Source organism: Hydrogenophaga sp. RAC07 (assembly GCF_001713375.1).
Taxonomy (GTDB): Bacteria; Pseudomonadota; Gammaproteobacteria; order Burkholderiales; family Burkholderiaceae_C; genus Hydrogenophaga.
This window is the reverse complement of record NZ_CP016449.1, coordinates 4,362,706-4,383,898: the sequence shown is the minus strand read 5'-3', so window position 1 is coordinate 4,383,898 and position 21,193 is coordinate 4,362,706. Positions and strand designations below refer to the sequence as shown.

Here is a 21,193-nt window from a genome sequence, read left to right as displayed (position 1 = left end):
CGGAGACATGCCATGGGACTGCTGGACTCTTTGATCGGCGCGGCCACCGAAGCCGCCATGGGTGCCCAGCGCGGCACGGGTGGCGCCCCGGCGGGCGCTGCAGGCGGGCTGAATCCGCAGCTGCTGATCACCCTGGTGAGCACCTTGCTCAACAACGCAGGTGGCCTGAAAGGGCTGCTGGCCAGGCTGCAGTCCGCTGGCCTGGGTGAGGCAGCGCAATCCTGGGTGGGGACCGGCGTCAACCAGCCGGTGAATCCCGACCAGCTCGGCGAGGCCCTCGGCCCCGATCTCATGGGCATGATTGCGGCCCAGCTCGGTGGCAACCGGGACCAGGCGTCCACCACCCTGGCCGATCTCCTGCCCGGCCTCGTCGACCAACTCACACCGCAAGGGCAGGTGCCCGCCGACAACGGCCTGGGTGCACTCGGCGCCTTGCTCGGTGGCCAGGACAACCCGGCGCCAGGCGACCTCATGGGCATGCTCGGCGGCCTGATGCAGCCGCGTCGCTAAAGCCTCAGGCGGCCCGGGGCAGCGGGGCCTGCACGTCCAGCCACGCCTTGAGCGTGCCGAACACGGCCGAAGGATCGGCCTCGTTGAAGATCTCGTGGTACAGGCCTTCGAAGGCCTGGGCGTGCACGGTGTTGCGCGGTGCGGCCGCCGCAAACGCGCGGCTGCCTTCGGGTTTCACCAGGTGGTCATCGCCCGCGTACATGAGCAAGGTGGGCACGCTCCAGCCGGGTGCCGCGGCCAGCACGCGCGGTCCGTTGCTGTCGATGAAATGCGCCAGTCGCGCCGAGATGCGGTCGTGCACGCGGCGGTCTTTTTCGTAGGCCGCCACGGTGGCCGGGTTGTGCGAGATCTTGCTCGCGTCCAGCCCGTTGGACAGGGTCTTGTTGGGCGCGTAGCGGTAAAGCAGCCCGATGAACTTGCGCTGCAGCGCGCCGATGCCGGCATTGAGCGCGGGCGACGACAAGACCAGGCCATCCACCTTGCCGAGACCACGCTGCACGAAGGTGGCCGACACCAGGCCACCCATGCTGTGGCCCATGAGGATCAGCGGACACGACCACGGCTCGGCGATGTGGCGACGCGTGTCGTCCAGCACCTCGTCCAGGTCTTCCAGCAGTGTGTCGTCCTCGGGCAGCGTGCCCTGAGCGCCGCCCGAGTCACCGTGGCCGCGCTGGTCGTAGGCGCGCACCACAAAACCCCAGTCGTTGAGGCGGCGCGCCACCGCGTCGTAACGCCAGGCGTGTTCGCCCAGACCGTGCACGATGAGCACCACGCCGCGCGGGCGTCGGCGCATCGGCAGCGGCCAGTCGTACAAGGCCACGTTGAGGCCGTCGCGCAGGGTGAAGGGCGCCTGGGTCGTGTCGGTCATGTCGGCACTGGGGTGGTGATGAAACGGATCGTGCTCAGGGCATGCGGGCAATGACTTGCGCCACGGTGGCGGTCAGGCGTTGCGCGTAGTCCAGGTGCAGGAATTCGTTCGGGCCGTGTGCGTTGCTCTTGGGGCCGAGCACACCGCACACCATCATCTGCGCGGTGGGGAAGCCCTTGCTGAGCATGTTCATGAGCGGGATGGTGCCACCCTGGCCGATGGTGCCGCAGCCGGCACCAAAGTGCGCCTGCGAGGCGTCTTGCAGGGCCTGCTCGAACCAGGGCGTGGTGGCCGGTGCGTTCCAGCCGCTGGCCGCGCCTTCACCTTCAAAGGTCACCTTGGCCTGGTAGGGGGCGTTGTCTTCCAGCAGGGCCTTGAGTTCCTGCACGGCCTGGGGAGCATCCACCAGGGGCGGCAGGCGCAGGCTGAGCTTGAACGCGGTGTAGGGGCGCAACACGTTGCCGGCGTTGCGCAGCTCGGGGAAACCGTCGGCGCCGGTCACGGAGAGCGTGGGCCGCCAGGTGCGGTTGAGCAGCGCGTCCACCGGGTCGGTGGTGGTGGGCAGCGCGAACACGGTGGAGCCCCCGCAGTCGTGGTGGGCCCAGGGGAAGCGTTTGTAGATTTCGTCGCCGAGGATGGCGGCGGTGGCGCGCGCCTGCTCCACGCGCTCGGCCGGCACCTCGCAGTGGAAGCTGGCCGGCAGCAGGCGGCCGGTGGCGCTGTCTTCCAGACGGTCCAGCACCTGCCGCATGATGCGAAAGCTCGACGGCACCAGGCCCGAGGCGTCACCGGAGTGGATGCCCTCGGTGAGGATTTCGACCTTGAGCACACCGCTGGCCATGCCGCGCAGGCTGGTGGTGAGCCAGAGCTGGTCGTAGTTGCCGGCACCGCTGTCCAGGCAGATCACCAGGCCGACATCGCCCAGTCGTGTCCGCAGCGCGTCCACGTAGGGCAGCAGGTCGCCCGAGCCACTTTCTTCGCAGGTTTCGATCAGGCCGACGATGCGCGGGTGCGCCGCGCCCTGCGCCTTGAGCGCCTGCAGGGCGGCAATGCTGGCGTAGACCGCGTAGCCGTCGTCAGCGCCGCCACGGCCATAGAGCTTGCCGTTGTCGATCTTGGGCGTCCAGGGGCCCAGGTCGCTGCGCCAGCCGGTGAACTCGGGCTGCTTGTCCAGGTGGCCATACATCAGCACGGTCTGGCCCGAGGCCGGCGCTGGCGTGCCGTCTTTGCCGGCGCAAGCGGGCACTTCAAAGAACAGCACCGGCGTGCGCGGCACACCGTGGGCGTCGTTGAGCTGGATCACCTCCAGCGTGAGGCCCTCGACCTTCTGCGCTCGCACCCAGTCGGCCGCGCCGCGCAACACGCGGTCCAGCAGGCCGTGGCGGGCCCAGTCGGGATCGAACGCGGGGGACTTGGCCGGCACCTCGATGTAGCGCACCAGCTCGGGGATGATGGTGTGCTGCCAGGCGGATTCGATGTGGGCCTGCAAGGCCAGGGGATCGAGCGGGGGCAGTGCGTGGGGCAGGCGGGCGTTCATGCGGCAGTCTCCAGCGGGCGCCCCGCGAAGACCGGGGCGTTACCCGGAACAGTATAGGCAGAGCGGCATCCCCCTGCCGCTCCTGCCCAAGCTGGTCAATCGCGTCAGGGGCCTCAGGCGTGTGCCGAACCCGCCAGGCGGAACACCCGCACGACCCCGGCCAGGCGGCTGGCCTGGTCCTTCAGGCTCTCGGCCGCAGCCGCACTTTGTTCCACCAGCGCGGCGTTCTGCTGCGTCATCTGGTCGAGCTGGCTCACGGCGGCGTTGACCTGGCCAATGCCTTGCGATTGCTCCTGGGCGGCGGTGGTGATGTCGCTGATGAAGGCAGAGACCTTTTCGGCGTTGGCCACGATCTCGCTGATGGTGCTGCCGGCCTGGGTCACCAGGCGAGAACCGGTCTCGACCTTGCCAACGCTGGCTTCAATCAACACCTTGATCTCCTTGGCGGCCTGCGCGCTGCGCTGGGCAAGGCTGCGCACCTCGGCCGCCACCACGGCAAAGCCGCGGCCCTGCTCGCCGGCGCGCGCCGCTTCCACCGCGGCGTTGAGCGCGAGGATGTTGGTCTGGAACGCAATGCCATCGATGACGCCGATGATGTCGCCGATCTTCTGACTGCTCTGGTTGATCTCGTTCATGGTGGTGACCACCTGGCTCACCACCTGGCCGCCGCGCACCGCCACCTCGGCGTTGGCCACCGCCATCTGCGTGGCCTGGCGCGCCGAGTCCGCGCTCTGGCGCACGGTGCTGTTGATCTGGTCGATGCTGGCTGCCGTCTGCTGCAGGTTGCTGGCGGCCTGCTCGGTGCGGGCGCTCAGGTCCTGGTTGCCGCTGGCGATCTCTTCGCTGGCGGTGCCGATGCTGTCGGTGCTGTTGCGCACCTCGCCCACGATGCGCGAGAGCGAGGCCTGCATGCCGCCCAGGGCCTGCATGAGGGCCGCAAGTTCGTCCTTGCCGACCACGTGCACCGTCTGGGTCAGGTCGCCGTTGGTGATGGCTGTGGCCACGCGCTGCGCTTCATCCAGCGGCTGGCAGATGCTCTGCATGTTGGACAGCGTCGTGGGCACCACGATCAGCGCGGCCAGCGCCACGGCAATGCCGAAGATCAGCAGGATCTGGGCGTTGATGTCTTTCTCTTCCAGCTGCAGGGTGGCGGCCTCCACCTTGAGCACCTCTTCCACCCGCTTGAGGTTGACCAGGATGCCGGCGTACTGCTCGTGCGCGCGCGCCAGCATGCGGTTGGCCACGGTGGCGGTGTCGTAGCCGTTGTCGGCCAGCTGGCGCGTGACCGGCTCCACCGCGTTGCCGTAGGCCGTGAGCTGGTCCTTCATCTCGCGCACCACGGTGTTGTCGCCGTCTTCTTCGCCCTCCAGCATGTGGTCCATCTGCTGCAGGGCCGCGTCGCGCGCGCCCTGCCACTGGGTCTTGGCCTTGGCCACTTCCTCGGGCTTCTCATAGCCGATGATCATGTCCTTCTCGAACCGGCCCATGTCGCCCAGCGCCACTTGCAGACGCGACAAGGTCAGCGTCTCTTCAAAGGCGTGATCGACAAACTCCACGCTGAGGGCGTGCAGGCGGTTCATGCCCCACAGGCCGGCGCCGCCGATCATGGTCAGCAGGACCAGAACGACGCCGATGGCGCCCATCATTCGGGTGCGGATGGAGAACTGTCGCATCAAGGCTTGCATGGTTTGTCTTCTTGTATCGGGTCGCAGATCAGAAACTTTCCCAGTCGCCTTCGGCGCCGGCGGCCACCGCGGGTCGGGCAGCGGGCGCAGGGCGCGCAGCCACCGGGGCCGCCGCTGGACGCGACGGCTCGGAGGGTGCAGCCGCCTTGGAGGCCACCACCTTGGGGGCGCCCAAGGCGAGGTTGGCGGGTTTGAGGCTGGCAGGCTTGTGAGCCACCGGCTTGAAGGTGCTGGCCGGCTTGGCCGCCACCGCCGCAGCCGCGGCCGGGGCGCTGTAGGCATGCGCAGCGTCGATGCGGAAGATCTTGATGACTTCGGTCAAACGGCTGGCCTGGTCTTTCAGGCTCTCGGCCGCCGCCGCGCTCTCTTCCACCAGCGCGGCGTTCTGCTGCGTCATCTGGTCAAGCTGCGTCACCGCCACGTTCACCTGGCCAATGCCGTCGCTCTGCTCGCCAGCGGCCGCCGTGATCTCGCCAATGATGTCGGAGACGCGCTGCACCGAACCCACGATCTCGCTCATGGTCTGGCCCGCGTCGGCCACCAGCCGGGAGCCCGCTTCCACGCGGTCCACGCTGGCTCCGATCAGGGTCTTGATTTCCTTGGCCGCCTCGGCGCTGCGCTGCGCGAGGTTGCGCACTTCTCCGGCCACCACCGCGAAGCCCCGGCCCTGTTCGCCGGCGCGCGCCGCTTCCACCGCGGCGTTCAAGGCCAGGATGTTGGTCTGGAAAGCAATGCCGTCGATGACACCGATGATGTCGCTGATCTTTTTGCTGCTGTGGTTGATCTCGTCCATGGTCGTGACCACCTGGCCCACGACCTGACCACCGCGCACGGCGATCTCCGCGGCGCTGGCGGCCAGCTGGTTGGCCTGGCGCGCAGCGTCCGCACTCTGGCGCACGGTGCTGGTGAGTTGTTCCATGCTCGCCGCGGTCTCTTCCAGGTTGCTCGCCGCCTGTTCGGTGCGCGCGCTCAGGTCCTGGTTGCCCGAGGCAATCTCAAACGACGCGGTGTTGATGCTGTCGGTGGCGCTGCGCACCTGGCCCACAGTCTGGATCAGCGAGGTCTTCATTGCCGCCAACGCGTGGAGCAGGTCGCCGAGTTCGTCCTTGCGGGTGGTCTGCACGTGACCGTTCAGGTCGCCCGCAGCCACCGCCGAAGCAATGCCCACGGCCTCGTGCAACGGTGCGGTGACCGACACCGTGATGCGCCACGCCACCAGCGAGGCCAGCACAACAGCCAGCGCCGCCAGGGCCAACATGGACATCGACTGGCGGTTGACTGTCTGTTCAGAGGCGGCCACGGCCGCCGTGACCAGCTCGCGCTGGTACTTCTGCAGTTCCCCCATGGTGTCGGTGTAGCGGTTGGCCGCCGGCAACAGCGCCGTATCCAGCTGCTGCGCCGCCACCGCGGTGTCGCCAGCCTTGAGTGTGTCGAAGTAGGTCTTGCGCACGGCAATGTATTCGGCGCGACGCTCGGAGATGTCCTTGAGCAAGGCCTTACCTCGCTCACTGGTGATCGCGGCGTCGAGATCTTTCTGTACCTCGTTGATGCGCTCGGTGGTCTGAGCGATCAGGGGTTTGAAGTAGGCGTCCACCTCCGGATTCGCACCCGACTTGGCTACGCCGAGCACGCGGTTGATGTTCAGGCGGGTGCTCGCCAGCCACTCCTCCATCGCCGAAGAACGGTGCTCCATCTCGATCACTTTTGCAGTGGCCTCATGCGCGGCCTGCAGGCTGGTCCAGGCCAGGGCCGTGAGTGCCACCAGCAGCACGAGCACGCTGGCGAAGCCGAGCGTCAGGCGTTGGCCGATCTTGAGGCGGTTGAACATGATGTGTCTCCTGCAAAAATGAAAAAGGAAGCGCTGCCGCCGGCGCGCTTACTGAAGGGACTGGGTGGTGTCCATCAGGCCCATGTCGGTGCTCGACATGAGGGCTTCGATGTCCATCAGGATCAGCATGCGTTCACCCACGCTGGCGATGCCGGTGATGAAGCTGGTGTCCACGTTGGTGTTCATCTCCGGTGCGGGCTTGATCAGCTCGCCAGCAAGTTCAAGCACGTCCGACACCGAATCGACCACCGCACCGACCACGCGGCCGTGCACATTGAGCACGATCACGACGGTGAAGCCGTTGTATTCCACCTTGTCGCAACCGAGCTTGATGCGCAGGTCCACCACGGGAACGATGACGCCGCGCAGGTTGACCACGCCCTTGATGAACGAGGGTGCGTTCGCAATGCGGGTGGGCTCTTCGTAGGAGCGGATTTCCTGCACGCGCAGGATGTCGATGCCGTATTCCTCACCGCCCAGGCGGAAGGTCAGAAATTCGGCGCTGGCCTTTTGTGCGGCCGCTGCGCGGGCGCTGTCGTGGCGGGCGATGTGGCTGGCTTCGTTGCGCATGTCCATGGGTTGGTCCTCGGTTTTTCGGGTTGGTCCATGGAATATCGGCCGGCCGGGCGCGGGCTGAAGTCGGAAAAAAGCGGACAAAGCGTGTCCATTCCCGCTGCTTGAGGCGCGACGCAGTACTTAAGTGCAAACAACAGGTCGGCGGTGTGCGCCTTGGCGTTCAGTCCCGCACGCGTCGCCAGCGATCCGCGGTGTCTGCTAACTTGCACCCATGCCCACCGCCCGCCCCACGCCCCAACACCTGTCAGCCACGCCCCAGATCAACAGCGACCACCCCGCCGTCGTGTCGTTTGCGCAGACCCATGCGCAAGGCGCAGACGACCGGGAAAAGGCGGTGGCGCTCTACCTCGCGGTGCGCGACCAGGTGCGCTACGACCCCTACCGCATCGACCTGTCCGACCACGGCATGACCGCCAGCACCGTGCTGGCGCAAGGCTTCGGCTGGTGTGTGCCCAAGGCGGTGCTGCTGGCAGCGGTGGCGCGTGCGGCAGGCATTCCGGCGCGGCTGGGGTTTGCCGACGTGAAGAACCACCTCTCCACCGAAAAGCTGCGCCAGACCATGAAGACCGACGTCTTCGCCTGGCATGGCTACACCGAGTTGTGGATCGAGGGCGCCTGGCGCAAGGCCACGCCGGCCTTCAACATCGAGCTGTGCGACAAGTTCGGCCTGCTGCCGCTCGAGTTCGACGGCGTGCACGATTCGCTGTACCACGCGTTCGACCGCGCGGGCCGCCAGCACATGGAGTACGTGAACGATCACGGCAGCTTCGACGATCTGCCACTGGAGCAGATCCGGACCGTGTTTGCCGAGGTCTACCCGTCGATCACCGCGGACCAGCGGATCGAAGGCGACTTTGCAGCCGACGCGGCGCGGGAGGCCGCGCGCGCCTGAACCGGCTCAGGTCGTGAACCTGAAGACGGCCGTGCTGGCCATGAGATTGGGCCAGCGGTGCACTTCTTCGCCCTCGTGCAGGCCGAAACTTTTCTCGATGGTCAGACCGTTGCGCCGGGCCAGCACCTCGAAGTCGGCGTGCGTGCCCACGCGGATGTTGGGCGTGTCGTACCACTGGTAGGGCAGGCGCTTGGTCACCGGCATGCGGCCCTGCACCACGGCCAGCCGGTTGGGCCAGTGGGCGAAGTTGGGAAAGGCCACCACACCGATGCGGCCCACGCGCGCCGTCTCGCGCAGCATGGTTTCGGCATTGCGCAGGTGTTGCAGCGTGTCGATCTGCAGCACCACGTCAAACGCGTTGTCGCCGAAGGTGCTCAGGCCGTCTTCCAGGTTGAGCTGCAACACGTTCACACCGCGGCGCACGCAGGCCAGCACTTTGGCGTCGTCGATCTCCACCCCGTAGCCGCTGCAGGCGCGCGTGGCCTGCAGGTGGGCCAGCATGGCGCCGTCGCCGCAGCCCAGGTCGAGCACGCGCGAGCCGGGCGGCACGAGGCGGGCGATGGATTCCATCAGGCGGGTATCGCTCATGTCAAACCTCCCGCGATGGTCTGGTCAAAGTAGGCGCGCACCGCGTTGAGGTAGCGCGGATCGTCGAGCAAGAAGGCGTCGTGCCCGTGCGGCGCATCGATCTCGGCGTAGCTCACGTCGCGCCGGTTCTCCAGCAAGGCCTTGACGATTTCGCGGCTGCGCTTGGGCGAGAAGCGCCAGTCGGTGGTGAAGCTCACCAGCAGGAACTTTGCGCGCGCCTTCGCCAGCGCGGCACTCAGATTGCCGTCGTGCTCGCGCGCGGGGTCGAAGTAGTCCAGCGCGCGGGTGATGAGCAGGTAGGTGTTCGCATCGAAGTACTCGCTGAACTTGTCGCCTTGGTACCGCAGATAGCTCTCGATCTGGAACTCCACATCTTGGGTGGTGTAGCGGTAGGCCAGTTCGGCCGCCGCTGTCGGATCGGCGTCGTTGCTCGACCTCAGGCTGCGTCCAAACTTCTCGTTCATCACGTCGTCGCTCAAGTACGTGATGTGGCCGATCATGCGGGCGATGCGCAGGCCGCGCCGGGGCAGGGTGCCCTCGCGCAGGTAGTGGCCGCCATGGAAATCGGGGTCGGTCACGATGGCGCGGCGCGCCACCTCATTGAAAGCAATGTTCTCGGCCGTGAGGTTGGGCGCGCTGGCCACCACCACCGCGTGGCGCACACGGTCGGGGTACTGCAGGGTCCAGCTCAGGGTCTGCATGCCGCCCAGGCTGCCACCCATCACGGCGGCCAGGGTCTGGATGCCCATGGCGTCGAGCAGCCGTGCCTGCGCGTCCACCCAGTCTTCCACCGTGACCACCGGAAAGTCCGCACCCCAGGGCGCTCCCGTGGCCGGGTTGATGTGGGTGGGGCCAGTGGAGCCGAAACACGAGCCCAGGTTGTTCACGCCGATCACGAAGAAGCGCTCGGTGTCCACCGGCTTGCCGGGTCCGATCATGTTGTCCCACCAGCCTTCGCTGCGCGGCATCGGCTTGCCGTGTTCGTCGGCGTGCCGGCCCGCCACATGGTGCGATGCATTGAGCGCGTGGCAGATGAGGACCGCGTTGGAGCGCTCGGCGTTGAGGGTGCCGTAGGTCTCCACCACGAGTTCGTAGGCGGGCAGGCTGGCGCCGCTGCGCAGCGGCAGCGGTTCGGTGAACCGGAACGTTTGGGGCGTGACGATCAATCTGGTGTCCTGTGGGCGGCGCGCGCCCGAAAAAAATCCCGATGCCGCCAAGAGCGAGACCGGGAAGCTGGACCAGGAGTCTCTTCTTTAGCGGCATTTTTAAAGCGCCCGCAATTCGGAACAAATCGGCGCTGTCATTTGACAGTATAAATTGAAGCGCCCGATCCCGCGGCTCCCAACACCTCCACCCGCCATGTCGGAACTCTACGGACTCGATGCCTATGCGCCGCGCGAAGTGGCCCAGCGCGTGGAAAGTGTGGGCGTGGCCAAGGCGCGCATGGCCACGCTGCCACTGTGCCTGCTGGGCGTTCTGGCCGGCGCCTTCATCGGCTTGGGCTCGCTGTTCTTCGTGATCGTCAAATCCGACCCGGGCCTGGGCTTTGCCACCGGGCAGCTGCTCGGTGGCCTGGTGTTTTCGCTTGGGCTGATGCTGGTGGTGGTGGCCGGCGCCGAACTCTTCACCGGCAACAACCTGCTGGCCATGGCCTGGGCCGACCGGCAGATCAGCACCCGCGAGCTGTTGCGCAACTGGCTGCTGGTCTGTGCCGCCAATTTCGTGGGTGCCGCAGGGCTCGCATTGCTCGTGCATGCGAGCGGCCACACCGCCATGAACGGTGGCGCGATCGGGGAACAGGTGGTGCGCATCGCGTTGGCCAAACAAGCCCTGCCGTGGTCCGAGGCGTTCTTTCGCGGGATGCTGTGCAACGTGCTTGTGTGCCTGGCCGTCTGGATGGCGATGGCGGGGCGCAGTGTGGTCGACAAGGCCATTGCCGTGGTGTTTCCCGTCACCACCTTTGTGGCGGCCGGGTTCGAGCACAGCATCGCCAACATGTACCTGTTTCCCCTGGCCATGCTGGTTCAGGCTTCCGACAGCGCCGGCGCCAACGCGGTGACCTGGGCGGGCATGGCGGGCAACCTGCTGCCGGTGATCGCCGGCAATCTGATGGGCGGAAGCGTCCTCGTGGGCCTGGCCTATCACCTGATCTACCGTCGCCGCCCCTCGTCTTGAGCTCGGTGTTGTTCAGCCGCGTCGGGGCCAAAAGGGGCGGGAGCGTCCTGAAAAATAGTTACTGTTTTCGCGGCGCTGCGCGCATAATCCTCTGGCGAGCGCCCAAGGCGCTCGTTTTGACAAGTGATCGGTCGGTTTCGCGTGCTACAGGTTTTGTGTGCTAACGGGGCTCCATCGCTATTTTCATCAGTGTTATTAGGAGTCCCGAACATGGGCAACAAACTGTACGTTGGCAACCTGCCATACACCGTCCGCGACGAAGACCTGCAGCAAGCATTCAGCGCTTATGGCTCGGTCAACAGCGCCAAAGTCATGATGGAGCGCGATACCGGCCGCTCCAAAGGTTTCGGCTTTGTCGAAATGGGCAACGATGCCGAAGCGCAAGCCGCTGTTGAAGGCATGAACGGCCAGTCCCTGGGCGGTCGCAGCCTGGTGGTGAACGAAGCCCGTCCGATGGAAGCCCGTCCTCCCCGCTCCGGTGGCGGCGGCTTCGGCGGCGGCCGCAGTGGCGGCGGCGGCTACGGTGGTGGCGGCGGCGGTGGCGGCAGCGACGGCGGCTTCCGCAGCCCCTACGGTGGTGGCGGCGGTGGCGGTGGCCGTCGTGAAGGTGGCGGCGGCGGCGGTGGCCGTGGCGGCTACTGATCGACTACCCGATCAGCTCGATGCAGCGAGTCTGAGGATTCGCTGATCAGCCAGGACAAAAAGCCCTGCGGCATGGCCCCAGGGCTTTTTTCATGGGCGCTGCAAAAGCGGTCTAGTCAAGCGTCGCTCTTGCCCCCGCCTTGGCGGTGCTTGCGCGCTCGACCCGCCAGGGCGCGATCGAACCAGGCGTTGGGCAACAGGCGCAGCAACTTGGCCACCACGCCCATCTGCCACGGAATCACGCGGTAGCTCACGCCGCCCACGATGGCATCAAACGCCCGGTCGGCAAAGGTCTCCGGGCTCAACAGGAACGGCATGGCATAGCGGTTCTCGCGCGTCAGCGGGGTGTCCACGTAGCCGGGCAACAAGGTCACCACCGACACGCCACTGCCGCGCAGTTCACCACGCAAGCTCTCGCAATACGCCACCACGGCAGCCTTGCTCGCGCAGTACGCGCCGTGCCCGGGCAGGCCGCGGATGGCGGCCACGCTGGCGATGCCCACCAGCGCGCCGCTGCCGCGCGCGGCCATGGCCGCCACGAACGGGTGGAAGGTGGCGGCCACACCGGTGTTGTTGAGTGCGAAGGTGCGTGCCATCACGTCCAGGTCGTCGCGTTCGCGCGTGTCCATGCCGATGCTCACACCCGCGTTGGCCACCACCACGTCGGGCACGCCCTGTGCTGCCAGGCACGCCTGCCCCGCGGCCACGATGCTCTGGATGTCGGCCACATCGGCACCATAGACGCGGCAGCGGTCGGGGCCCCAGCCGTGGGCATCGGCAAAGGCCTGCATGTCGGCGGTGCGCCGCGCCACCAGGGCGAGCCGGTAGCCGCTGCGGGCAAAGCGGGCCGCCAGGGCCTGGCCGATGCCGCTGGAAGCGCCGGTGATGAATGCCAATGGCGCTGGGGAATGTGGGTTCGACATGGCGCTCAGCGGGGAATCAGCTGGGCCTTCACCCGGCCCTTGAAATCGGCCACGCCGGTGTCGCCGCGGTAGTCGAGCGAGTTGGCGACCAGGCGGTCGGTGCCGCGCAGCAGGGTGACCGGCTGGTCGGAGATGACCCGTTCGGGGTCGACGAACACCTTGAGGTACTCGCCCCGGAATTCCAGCCGGGGCAAGGTCTCGCCGTCCGGCCCGACGGCGGCTTCGCGCACCACCACGGCGTCACCCTGCAGGATGAACTGGCTGTTGTCGGCGTTGGTGGTGACGAGCTTCGCCGTGGCCACGGTGGGCCGGCCTTCGGGGCCGATGTTGCGGATGCGCGCGTTGTCGATTTCGATGCGGTCGTCGTCGGGGTGGTGCCGCGCTTCGTCGCCCAGCACTTCCGATTTGAGCGAACCGTCGGCATCGAAGGCCTTGACCGAAAAACCGCGCATGAAATAGTCGGGCTCGCTGCTCACCGGGCGTGCTGCCTGCGGCGCTTCTGGTGCCGGTGTGGCGCGCAACAGCCAATACGACGCCAGCGCCAACAGGCCCATGAGCATCACGGGCAGGTAGATGGAGATGCGGTCCAGCAGCTTGGGTTTGCGCTTGGGCAGCCGGGCGGCGGGCTCGGTCAGATCAACCGTGTCCAGAAAGTCCAGCGGGTCGGACGGACTCATCGGGCCGCCGCTTCGAGTTCGCGGGCATAGACACCACTGGCCACGAGCAGCAGGTCGCACAGGTCGCGCACGGCACCCGCACCGGGCAGGCGGGTGGTGACGTGGTGCGCCACGGCCAGCACCTCGGCATGGGCGGTGGAGGGCGCGCAGGCCAGGGCGGCGCGGCGCAGCATGGGCAGGTCGGGCCAGTCGTCGCCCATGGCGGCGGCGGCCGACCAGTCCAGGCCCAGTTCGGCCAGGATCTCTTCGGCGGCGGGGCACTTGTCTTCGGTGCCGAAGCGCGCGTGTGCCACGCCCAGGGCCTTCAGGCGCGCGCGCAGCGCCGCCGAGTCGCGGCCGGTCACCACCGCCGGCGTGATGCCGGCGCGCTGCAGCAGCTTGATGCCGTGCCCGTCCAGGGTGTGGAAGCGCTTGAGGGTTTCGCCCGACTCGCTGAAGTACAGGCCGCCGTCGGTGAGCACACCGTCCACATCAAGGAACACCACGCGGATGCCCTGCGCCTGCAGCAGCAGGTCGGGTGCGAAGTTCAGCGCCGGGCGCAGGGCGGGCAAGGCGTTCATTCAGATCACTTTCGAACGCATCAGGTCGTTGGTGTTGAGCGCACCGATGAGACGACCCTGCGCATCGACCACCAGCACGCTGGTGATGCGGCTGGCTTCCATCACGCCGGCGGCTTCCACCGCGAGCGCGTCGGCCCGCACGGTGCGCGGCTGGGCGTGCATCACGTCGACCGCGCGCAGGGTGCGCAGGTCGGCGCTGCTGCCGGTCTTTTCAATCAGGCGGCGCAGGTCGCCGTCGGTGAAGATGCCGAGCACGTTGTCGTCGGCGTCGACCACCGCGCTCATGCCCAGTCCCTTGGCGCTGATGACGCCCATGAGCTCCATCAGGCTGGCCTCTGGGCTCACGCGCGGCACGTCGTCCCCGCTGCGCATCACGTCGCTCACATGGGTGAGCAGCTTGCGCCCGAGCGCGCCACCGGGATGCGAGCGGGCAAAGTCATCGGCCTTGAAGCCGCGCGCATCGAGCAAGGCCACGGCGAGCGCGTCGCCCATGGCCAGTTGAGCGGTGGTGCTGGCGGTTGGGGCCAGGTTGTGTGGACAGGCCTCCTTGTCGACCGAGCTGTCCAGCACGGCGAGCGCGTGGCGCGCCAGCGTGGAACCGGACCGCCCGGTGAGCGCGATCAGTGGCACGCCCATGCGCTTGATGAGCGGGAGGATGGCGGTGAGTTCTTCGCTCTCGCCGCTGTTGCTGATGCCCAGCACCACGTCGGCGGCGGTGACCATGCCCAGGTCGCCATGGCTGGCTTCGGCGGGGTGCACAAATTGCGCGGGTGTGCCGGTGGAGGCCAGCGTGGCGGCGATCTTGCGGCCGATGTGGCCGCTTTTGCCCATGCCCATGACGACCACACGGCCGCTGCACGACAACATGGTGGCCACGGCGGTGGCAAAGCTGTCGTTCACGCGCAGGGCCATGGCTGTCACGGCCTGCGCCTCGATGCTCAGCGTCTCACGGGCCATCGCCAGGGCGCGGGCGGCATCAAAGGTGGCGGGCAGGGTCATGGCTGGATTATCGCCGTGGGTCTGTCGGCAGTGCCGCCCCCGCCGCAAGAGCACCGGCCGTTAACATGCCGCATGACCTCGCTCGACATCGCGCTCCTGTATCTGCTGGCCTCGGTGCTGGGCGTGGTGGCTTGCCGGTTCCTGCGCCTGCCGCCCATGCTGGGCTATCTGGTGGTGGGCGTGCTGATCGGGCCCAACGCGCTGGCGCTGGCACAGGATTCCAGCGGCATCCGCTATCTGGCGGAATTCGGCGTGGTCTTCCTCATGTTCGTGATCGGCCTGGAGTTCAGCCTGCCCAAGCTGCGCGCGATGAAGCGCCTGGTGTTCGGCCTGGGTCTCTCGCAGGTGGTGCTCACCGTGCTGATCACGACCCTGGCGTCGCTGGCGCTGACTGTGCTCTTGCCCACCTGGTGGGACATCAGCTGGCAGACCGCGCTGGCGCTGGGCGGCGTGATGGCCATGAGCAGCACGGCCATCGTGATCAAGCTGGTGGCCGAGCGGCTGGAGCTGGAGTCGGAGCACGGCAAACGCGTGTTGGGCATCCTGCTGTTCCAGGATCTGGCCGTCGTGCCCTTGCTGGTGCTCATCCCGGCGCTGGCCGCCGCGCCCGAAGACCTGCTGCCCGCGCTGGGTTGGGCCACGCTCAAGGCCATCGTGCTGCTGGGGCTGCTGCTCACCGGCGGCCAGAAAGTGATGCGCTGGTGGCTCACGCTGGTGGCGCGGCGCAAGAGCGACGAGCTCTTCATGCTCAACCTGCTGCTGATCACACTGGGCCTGGCCTGGCTGACCGAACACGCCGGCCTCTCGCTGGCGCTGGGCGCCTTTGTGGCCGGCATGCTGATTTCGGAAACCGAGTTCAAGCACCAGGTGGAAACCGACATCCGCCCCTTCCACGACGTGTTGCTGGGCCTGTTCTTCATCACCATCGGCATGATGCTGGACTGGCGCCTGGTGTTCGACCGCTGGCCGCTGGTGTTGCTGCTGCTGTCCTTGTCGGTGGGCTTCAAGCTGGCGCTCATCACCGGGCTCACGCGCATGCTCGGTGCGCCCATGGGGGTGGCGCTGCGCACCGGCCTGTACCTCGCGCAAGCCGGTGAATTCGGCCTGGTGCTGCTCACGCTGGCCGGCAACAACAACCTGATCCCGCCCGCCCTGTTCAACCCCATCCTGGCGTCGATGGTGCTGTCGATGCTGGCCACGCCGTTCGTGATCCTGTACGCCAACACCATCGTGACCCGGCTGGTCGGCAGCGACTGGCTGATGCAGTCGGTGCAGATGACGACGATCGCGCGCAAGGCCATCAACGCCGACAAACACGTGATCATTTGTGGCTATGGCCGCTGCGGGCAAAACCTGGCGCGCCTGCTCGAAGCCGAGAGCATTCCCTACATGGCGCTCGACCTGGACCCCGACCGCGTGCGCCAGGCCGCCGCCGCCGGTCATTCGGTGGTGTTTGGCGATGCCGCACGGCTGCAGGCGCTCATGGCCGCGGGCCTGCACCGCGCCAGCGCGGTGGTCATCACCTATCTGGACACGCCCAGCGCGCTCAAGGTCTTGCGCCACACGCACGAGCAGGCGGTGAACGTGCCGGTGGTGGTGCGCACAGTGGACGACACCGACCTGGAAAAGCTGCGCACGGCCGGCGCCACCGAGGTCGTGCCCGAGGCCATCGAGGCCAGCCTCATGCTGGCCAGCCATGCGCTGGCACTGGTGGGTGTGCCCATGCGCCGCGTGATCCGGGTGGTGCAGGACCAGCGGGACGCGCGCTACAACCTGCTGCGCGGTTACTTCCACGGTGCCGACGACAGCGGCGCCGACGAAATCGACCACGAGCGACTGAACACGGTGACCCTGCCAGCGGCGGGGCGCAATGTGGGCAAGACGCTGGAGAGCCTGGCACTGCACGCGGTGGGCGTGCGGGTGGTCAGCCTGCGCCACGCCAGCGGCATGCCTGCGACGCTGACGGATGAGACGGTGCTCCAGGGCGGCGACACGCTTGTGATCAGCGGCAAGGCGCCGGCGCTGGCGCTGGCCGAAGACAAGCTGCTCTCGGGTTGATCCCCCTCCCACGCCGCACCGGTGAAATCCCCGAACGGTGAGTGGGCATTCAGAGTCTCGGGTATGAGTTGTGACCGTTCAGTATGTATGCTCACGGTTTTTCAACCCCCCACCCGGAGAGTTTTCATGATGGATCGCCGTTTGTTCCTGGGCGCAGGCGTGGCTGGCGCGTCTGCGCTGACCTTCTCGTCCGTGTTCTCGCAAAACACCCCCAACTTCGGCGCGCCGGTGCTGCCGACGCCAGGGTTCCGCAAGATGAAGCTGGGTGCGATGGAGATCATTGCCATCAACGACGGCGCGCTGCGCCGCCCGCTGGGTGAAGAGTTCGTGCGCAACGCGCCGCTGGAGCAGGTCAAGGCCATGCTCGCGTCGCAAAACCTGTCGACCGACTACGTGGACATCCCGTTCACGCCCTACCTCATCGTCAGCGGCAACACCAAGTTCCTGATCGACACCGGTTTTGCCGACAACGGCCCACCGACCACCGGTCGTCTGGCGACCAACATGGCCGCCGCTGGGTACAAGCCCGAGGACATCGACCACGTGGTCATCAGCCATTTCCACGGCGACCACATCAACGGCCTGGTCAAGAAGGACGGCTCGCTGATGTTTCCCAAAGCCAGGATCCACGTGCCCACCACGGAGATGGCCTTCTGGATGGACGACGCCAAGATGGCCGCTGCGCCGCCCGCCGCCCAGGGTGGTTTCCAGAACGCCCGCAACGTGTTCGGCAAGATCCCGGCCGACCGTCTGGTGCGGTTCGAGCCCGGCGCCGAACTCGCCCCGGGCATCCAGTCGTCGGCCGCATTCGGCCACACGCCGGGCATGGCGGTGTTCACTGTCCGTTCTGAGGGACAGTCGTTCATGTACACCGCCGATGTGACCAACGTGCCCTCGTTGTTCGCCCGCAGCCCCGACTGGGCCGTGGCCTTCGACATGGACGCCGAGATGGCACGCCAGACCCGTCGCCGCATCTTCGACACGCTGGTGAAGGACAAGATGGCCATGGGTGGTTTCCACTTTCCGTTCCCCGCACTCGGCACGCTGGAGGCATCCGGCAGCGGTTACCAGTTCAAACCCATGGCCTGACAGGGTCGCCATGGTCTCCTGCCCCGGCCTTCGCGCCGGGGTTTTTTTTGCGCCATCGATAATGGGCCACACCCTCACGACCCCACGCCCATGGACACCTCCGCCTTCCTCAAAGCCCACATCCGCACCGTGCCCGACTGGCCGGCGCCCGGCGTGCAGTTCCGCGACATCACACCGCTGCTGCAAGACCCGCATGTGTTTCGTGTGCTGATCGACGCCTTTGTGCACCGCTACATGGACCCGGCCCTCAAGCCCACCGTGGTGGCCGGGCTGGATGCGCGCGGTTTCATCATCGGATCGGTGCTCGCCTACGAACTGGGTGTGGGCTTTGTGCCGATCCGCAAAAAGGGCAAGCTGCCGTTCACCACCGTGGAGGAAACCTACGAGCTGGAGTACGGCAGCGCCACGGTGGAGCTGCACACCGACGCGGTCAAGGCCGGCGACAAGGTGGTGTTGATCGACGACCTGATCGCCACCGGCGGCACCATGATGGCCGGGCGGCGCTTGCTCGAGAAACTCGGTGCCGAGGTGATGGAGGGCGCGGCCATCGTCGACCTGCCCGAGCTGGGCGGTTCACAGAAGCTCAAGGAATCCGGCCTGAAGCTCTTCACCCTGGTCGACTTCGCGGGACACTGAGCGTCGCGTGTCGACAGAGAAGGGTCAGAGCTTGCCGTGCTGCGTTTCGCTCAGGGCGGCAAAGTCGCTGTGCGACTCCGGCACCGGCAGTTTGGCTTCGTCGGGTGACGGGTAAGCCGGCTTCGCCGCAGACTGCAGGACCTCACGGAAAGCCGCCACTTCGTCATCGCCCAGCGCCTGCATGGGCGCGTGTGACGAATCGATGTTGGGCTTGGGAATGGCCGTGGGATTGAAAACCTCGGCATCGCGGCGGGTCTGCGCCGACACCGCGGCGCGCAGGGCCACACCCACCTGATCGTGGGTGGCGCGGCGGCGCCAATACACCGAACGCACGAGCATGCCGTGGCGGGCCTTGGCGCTTTGCTGGATCCAGCGCTCGATCTCGAGCAGGTACTCGTCGGGCATGCCGTCGGCGGGCAGCGCCAGATCGATCAGGACCAGAAAGCAGTCTCCGTTGGCGTCCAGCGTGAGCACCTTGAATTCGTAGCTGGTGGACAGCACCCCGGCGCGAATGAGCGACTCGCGCACCACACCGAACAACTGCTCGCGTCGCAGGATGCGACGGCCCTTGCGGGGCGAGATCAGGGGCAGCGTGGTCTGGCCGAACGACTTGCGCGCTCGCGCCAGACGCCCTTTGCCCGACCCATTGGTTTTTTTGGCTTGCAGCCAGCTCATGAAGGACATGGTCAAAGTATGCAGAAAGCCAGAAACAGAATGGGTCGGAAGTGCGGCGTGAATCCGGTGCTGCTCGGGCGAATGACCGCTCACCGCACAGCCACTGGCATCAGGTGACCGCCACCCGTTTGGGTTTGTTGTACATGCGGCGCGCCAGCACGGCCGACATCGCCACCGTCAGTTCCAGCGCCACCTCGGGATGGCGGGTTGAGAGTTCACGAAAACGCAGCGGGGTCATGCACCACAGACGGCAGTCGCTGCCGGCGTGCACCGTGGCGCTGCGGGGGAGGTGACTGAAAAAAGCGCCCTCACCAAGCAACGAGCCGGAGCCCACCACCGCGATGCGAACGCGCTCCTTGTCGTCTTCGTAGTGCACGGTGAGCGTGCCGCTCTCGACAAAGTAAACCGTGCGGTCCTTCACCCCTTGTTCGATCAGCACCTGACCCTGCTGCAAGACCACAGGCTGCAGGTAGTTGGCCAACATGGGCCACTGCATGTCGGTGAGGTTCAGGGGCACCGCGTCCAGGGCGCTGCTGTGCCGCATGGACTCGGCCAGGCCCTTGATGTCGAAGCGAAGAGATGTCGGTGGTGTGACATGCATCGCGTCAAGATACCCGCGCCCCACGCCCCCACGCAAGCTGTAATTACCTGTGTTTACATCTGCACCGCCGAGCGGCATTCGCAGCGTCCCGGGCGGCGCTGCCGGTCTACTTTCCGATGCAGAAACGCGAAAAGATCTCGCCCAACAAATCGTCGGCGGTGAACTCACCGGTGATCTCGCCCAGGGCCCGTTGTGCCAGCCTCAGCTCTTCGGCCAGCAGGTCCAGGTGCTCGGCGCGGGCGGCGAGCAAGGCATCGGCTTGCACCAGATGGTCGTCCACCAGCGCCAGTGCCTGCAGGTGACGTGCGCGCGCCATGAACAAACCATCACCGGATTGCTGCCAGCCCGCGAGGGCCAGCAGGCGCCGGCGCAGCACGTCCAGACCCTCTCCCCGCTTGGCGGAAATCGCCACCCCGTCTTGCAGGGCGGTCGGCGCCTCGGGGCTCTGGTCAAGCTTGTTCCACACGTGCAGCACCGGCACCGTGGCCGGTACCGCCTGCGCCAGGTTGGCCGCAATGGCAGCGTCGGCGCGCTGGTAGGTGGCGGTGTCGGTTCGGGTCAGGTCGTGCAGGAACAGCACCACGTCGGCTTGCCGGATCCGCCCCCAGGCGCGCTCGATGCCGATCCTTTCCACCTCGTCCACATCGGGACTGTCGCGCAAGCCGGCGGTGTCGACCACGTGCAGCGGCACACCTTCGATCTGGATGGTCTGCTGCACCACGTCGCGCGTGGTGCCCGCCACCGGCGTGACGATGGCCAGCTCAGCCCCGGCCAATGCGTTGAGCAACGAACTCTTGCCGGCGTTGGGCTGGCCCGCAATCACCACCTGCAAACCATCGCGCAACAGCGCACCCTGCCGGGCTTGTGCCAGCACAGCGGCCAGCGCCTCGCGCAAGCGCCGCAGCTGCCCGGTGGCGTCGGCCTTCTGCAAAAAGTCGATGTCTTCCTCGGGGAAGTCCAGGGTGGCCTCCACCAGCATGCGCAGGTTCACCAGCGCGTCGCGCAATTCGTGGATGCGGCCCGAGAACACGCCGGCAAGCGATCGCGACGCGCTGCGCGCCGCCGCTTCGGTGCTGGCGTCGATCAGATCGGCAACCGCCTCGGCCTGCGCGAGATCCAGCTTGTCGTTGAGGAACGCGCGTTCGGTGAATTCACCCGCGCGGGCCACGCGCAAGGCGGGCAACAGCTCGCGCGACACGTCCAGGCAACGAGCCACCAGCAGCTGCAACACCACCGGACCGCCATGGCCCTGCAGCTCCAGCACGTCTTCCCCGGTGTACGAATTCGGGCCCGGAAACCACAAGGCCAGGCCGTGGTCGATGGGTTGCCCCGTTGCATCGGCAAACGGGACATAGGTGGCTTCGCGCGGCTTCAAAGCCCGCCCCAGCAGGGCCGTCACCAACGGCCCCAACCCCCGCCCCGACACCCGGACAATGCCCACCCCACCCCGACCGGGCGCGGTGGCAATGGCAATGATGGGGTCACGCGAGGCAGCGAGCATGGGAGTCGAGCATAAAGGGCCAGGCCCAGAAACAACGAGGGCCTGCAAAGCAGGCCCGGCGGGTGGAGAGAAGCTGCCTTCGCCCCAGGGGCGTCAAGGGTCCGGCTCCGCCGGCCCAAGACGCCGCCCCCTTTCAGGGGGGAAGCCGCGTCAGCGGCGCAGGGGGGTCATAC

Annotated in this window: 21 protein-coding genes and 1 riboswitch; of the genes, 7 read left to right on the top strand and 14 right to left on the bottom strand. The window is 67.0% G+C overall.

Translation table 11 applies throughout. The features are described from left to right. The first annotated feature begins 12 nt into the window (after nucleotides 1-12). A complete protein-coding gene (locus BSY239_RS20500) occupies nucleotides 13-510 on the top strand; it encodes a YidB family protein (RefSeq protein WP_069048437.1) in 498 nt (165 codons plus the stop codon). A gap of 4 nt (nucleotides 511-514) precedes the next feature. Here BSY239_RS20500 and BSY239_RS20495 read toward each other — a convergent pair whose 3' ends face one another. The 5 genes from BSY239_RS20495 to BSY239_RS20475 form a co-directional block, all read right to left on the bottom strand. Next, nucleotides 515-1,378, bottom strand: a complete 864-nt coding sequence (locus BSY239_RS20495) for an alpha/beta hydrolase (protein WP_069048436.1) — start codon at nucleotides 1,376-1,378, stop codon at nucleotides 515-517. A gap of 34 nt (nucleotides 1,379-1,412) precedes the next feature. Beyond that, on the bottom strand, nucleotides 1,413-2,915 hold the full coding sequence (locus BSY239_RS20490) for a M20 family metallopeptidase (RefSeq protein ID WP_069048435.1): 1,503 nt from the start codon (nucleotides 2,913-2,915) through the stop codon (nucleotides 1,413-1,415). Nucleotides 2,916-3,028: 113 nt separating this feature from the next. Next, a complete protein-coding gene (locus BSY239_RS23020) occupies nucleotides 3,029-4,600 on the bottom strand; it encodes a methyl-accepting chemotaxis protein (RefSeq protein ID WP_069048434.1) in 1,572 nt (523 codons plus the stop codon). A gap of 28 nt (nucleotides 4,601-4,628) precedes the next feature. Beyond that, entirely contained in the window at nucleotides 4,629-6,428 is a 1,800-nt protein-coding gene (locus BSY239_RS20480) for a methyl-accepting chemotaxis protein (protein ID WP_069048433.1), read from the bottom strand. A 48-nt stretch (nucleotides 6,429-6,476) separates the two neighbouring features. Beyond that, nucleotides 6,477-7,004, bottom strand: coding sequence for a chemotaxis protein CheW (locus BSY239_RS20475; protein ID WP_156775545.1), 528 nt, complete (start codon nucleotides 7,002-7,004; stop codon nucleotides 6,477-6,479). Between the two features lie 211 nt (nucleotides 7,005-7,215). On the opposite strand from BSY239_RS20475, the gene BSY239_RS20470 reads away from it, so the two are divergent. Next, nucleotides 7,216-7,896 carry a transglutaminase-like domain-containing protein gene (locus BSY239_RS20470; RefSeq protein ID WP_069048432.1) on the top strand — a complete coding sequence of 227 codons (681 nt, stop codon included), beginning with the start codon at nucleotides 7,216-7,218 and terminating at the stop codon, nucleotides 7,894-7,896. Nucleotides 7,897-7,902: 6 nt separating this feature from the next. On the opposite strand, the gene metW is transcribed toward BSY239_RS20470, so the two are convergent. Beyond that, nucleotides 7,903-8,484, bottom strand: coding sequence for a methionine biosynthesis protein MetW (metW, locus tag BSY239_RS20465; protein ID WP_069048431.1), 582 nt, complete (start codon nucleotides 8,482-8,484; stop codon nucleotides 7,903-7,905). Continuing rightward, entirely contained in the window at nucleotides 8,481-9,650 is a 1,170-nt protein-coding gene (gene metX, locus BSY239_RS20460; protein WP_069048430.1) for a homoserine O-succinyltransferase MetX, read from the bottom strand. Before metX ends, metW begins: the two co-directional genes overlap by 4 nt. A 66-nt stretch (nucleotides 9,651-9,716) precedes the next feature. Continuing rightward, nucleotides 9,717-9,792: riboswitch (SAM riboswitch) on the bottom strand. A 51-nt stretch (nucleotides 9,793-9,843) separates the two neighbouring features. Here metX and BSY239_RS20455 point away from each other — a divergent pair. Both BSY239_RS20455 and BSY239_RS20450 read left to right on the top strand, forming a co-directional pair. Continuing rightward, nucleotides 9,844-10,659 (top strand): formate/nitrite transporter family protein, encoded by an 816-nt coding sequence (locus BSY239_RS20455; RefSeq protein WP_069048429.1) that lies wholly within the window; start codon nucleotides 9,844-9,846, stop codon nucleotides 10,657-10,659. Nucleotides 10,660-10,869: 210 nt separating this feature from the next. After that, on the top strand, nucleotides 10,870-11,301 hold the full coding sequence (locus BSY239_RS20450; protein ID WP_069048428.1) for an RNA recognition motif domain-containing protein: 432 nt from the start codon (nucleotides 10,870-10,872) through the stop codon (nucleotides 11,299-11,301). A 116-nt stretch (nucleotides 11,302-11,417) separates the two neighbouring features. On the opposite strand, the gene BSY239_RS20445 is transcribed toward BSY239_RS20450, so the two are convergent. The 4 genes from BSY239_RS20445 to BSY239_RS20430 are packed head-to-tail and all read right to left on the bottom strand — an operon-like array spanning nucleotide 11,418 to nucleotide 14,460. Then, entirely contained in the window at nucleotides 11,418-12,224 is an 807-nt protein-coding gene (locus BSY239_RS20445) for an SDR family oxidoreductase (protein ID WP_069048427.1), read from the bottom strand. 5 nt (nucleotides 12,225-12,229) lie between these two features. Then, nucleotides 12,230-12,901, bottom strand: coding sequence for an LPS export ABC transporter periplasmic protein LptC (gene lptC / locus BSY239_RS20440; RefSeq protein ID WP_083240094.1), 672 nt, complete (start codon nucleotides 12,899-12,901; stop codon nucleotides 12,230-12,232). Next, the gene (locus BSY239_RS20435; RefSeq protein ID WP_069048426.1) at nucleotides 12,898-13,461 is read right to left on the bottom strand and encodes a KdsC family phosphatase; all 564 of its coding nucleotides are present in this window, start codon (nucleotides 13,459-13,461) and stop codon (nucleotides 12,898-12,900) included. The genes lptC and BSY239_RS20435 overlap by 4 nt, the downstream gene beginning before the upstream one ends. Beyond that, entirely contained in the window at nucleotides 13,462-14,460 is a 999-nt protein-coding gene (locus BSY239_RS20430; protein ID WP_069048425.1) for a KpsF/GutQ family sugar-phosphate isomerase, read from the bottom strand. Nucleotides 14,461-14,532: 72 nt separating this feature from the next. Between BSY239_RS20430 and BSY239_RS20425 the strand changes: the two genes are divergently transcribed. From BSY239_RS20425 to BSY239_RS20415, 3 genes are all read left to right on the top strand, one after another. Continuing rightward, nucleotides 14,533-16,518, top strand: a complete 1,986-nt coding sequence (locus BSY239_RS20425) for a monovalent cation:proton antiporter family protein (protein WP_069048424.1) — start codon at nucleotides 14,533-14,535, stop codon at nucleotides 16,516-16,518. 126 nt (nucleotides 16,519-16,644) lie between these two features. Further along, the gene (locus tag BSY239_RS20420) at nucleotides 16,645-17,607 is read left to right on the top strand and encodes an MBL fold metallo-hydrolase (RefSeq protein WP_069048423.1); all 963 of its coding nucleotides are present in this window, start codon (nucleotides 16,645-16,647) and stop codon (nucleotides 17,605-17,607) included. Nucleotides 17,608-17,697: 90 nt separating this feature from the next. Continuing rightward, nucleotides 17,698-18,243, top strand: coding sequence for an adenine phosphoribosyltransferase (locus BSY239_RS20415; RefSeq protein ID WP_069048422.1), 546 nt, complete (start codon nucleotides 17,698-17,700; stop codon nucleotides 18,241-18,243). Nucleotides 18,244-18,267: 24 nt separating this feature from the next. Here the strand turns inward: BSY239_RS20415 and BSY239_RS20410 are convergent, their stop codons facing one another. The 3 genes from BSY239_RS20410 to mnmE all read right to left on the bottom strand — a co-directional run bounded on the left by BSY239_RS20410 (nucleotide 18,268) and on the right by mnmE (nucleotide 21,020). Next, a complete protein-coding gene (locus BSY239_RS20410) occupies nucleotides 18,268-18,927 on the bottom strand; it encodes a hypothetical protein (protein ID WP_069048421.1) in 660 nt (219 codons plus the stop codon). Between the two features lie 100 nt (nucleotides 18,928-19,027). Continuing rightward, on the bottom strand, nucleotides 19,028-19,519 hold the full coding sequence (locus BSY239_RS20405; protein WP_069048420.1) for a Crp/Fnr family transcriptional regulator: 492 nt from the start codon (nucleotides 19,517-19,519) through the stop codon (nucleotides 19,028-19,030). Nucleotides 19,520-19,625: 106 nt separating this feature from the next. Continuing rightward, nucleotides 19,626-21,020: a tRNA uridine-5-carboxymethylaminomethyl(34) synthesis GTPase MnmE gene (gene mnmE, locus BSY239_RS20400; RefSeq protein WP_069048419.1), complete on the bottom strand. Its 1,395-nt coding sequence runs from the start codon at nucleotides 21,018-21,020 to the stop codon at nucleotides 19,626-19,628. Nucleotides 21,021-21,193: the final 173 nt, after the last annotated feature.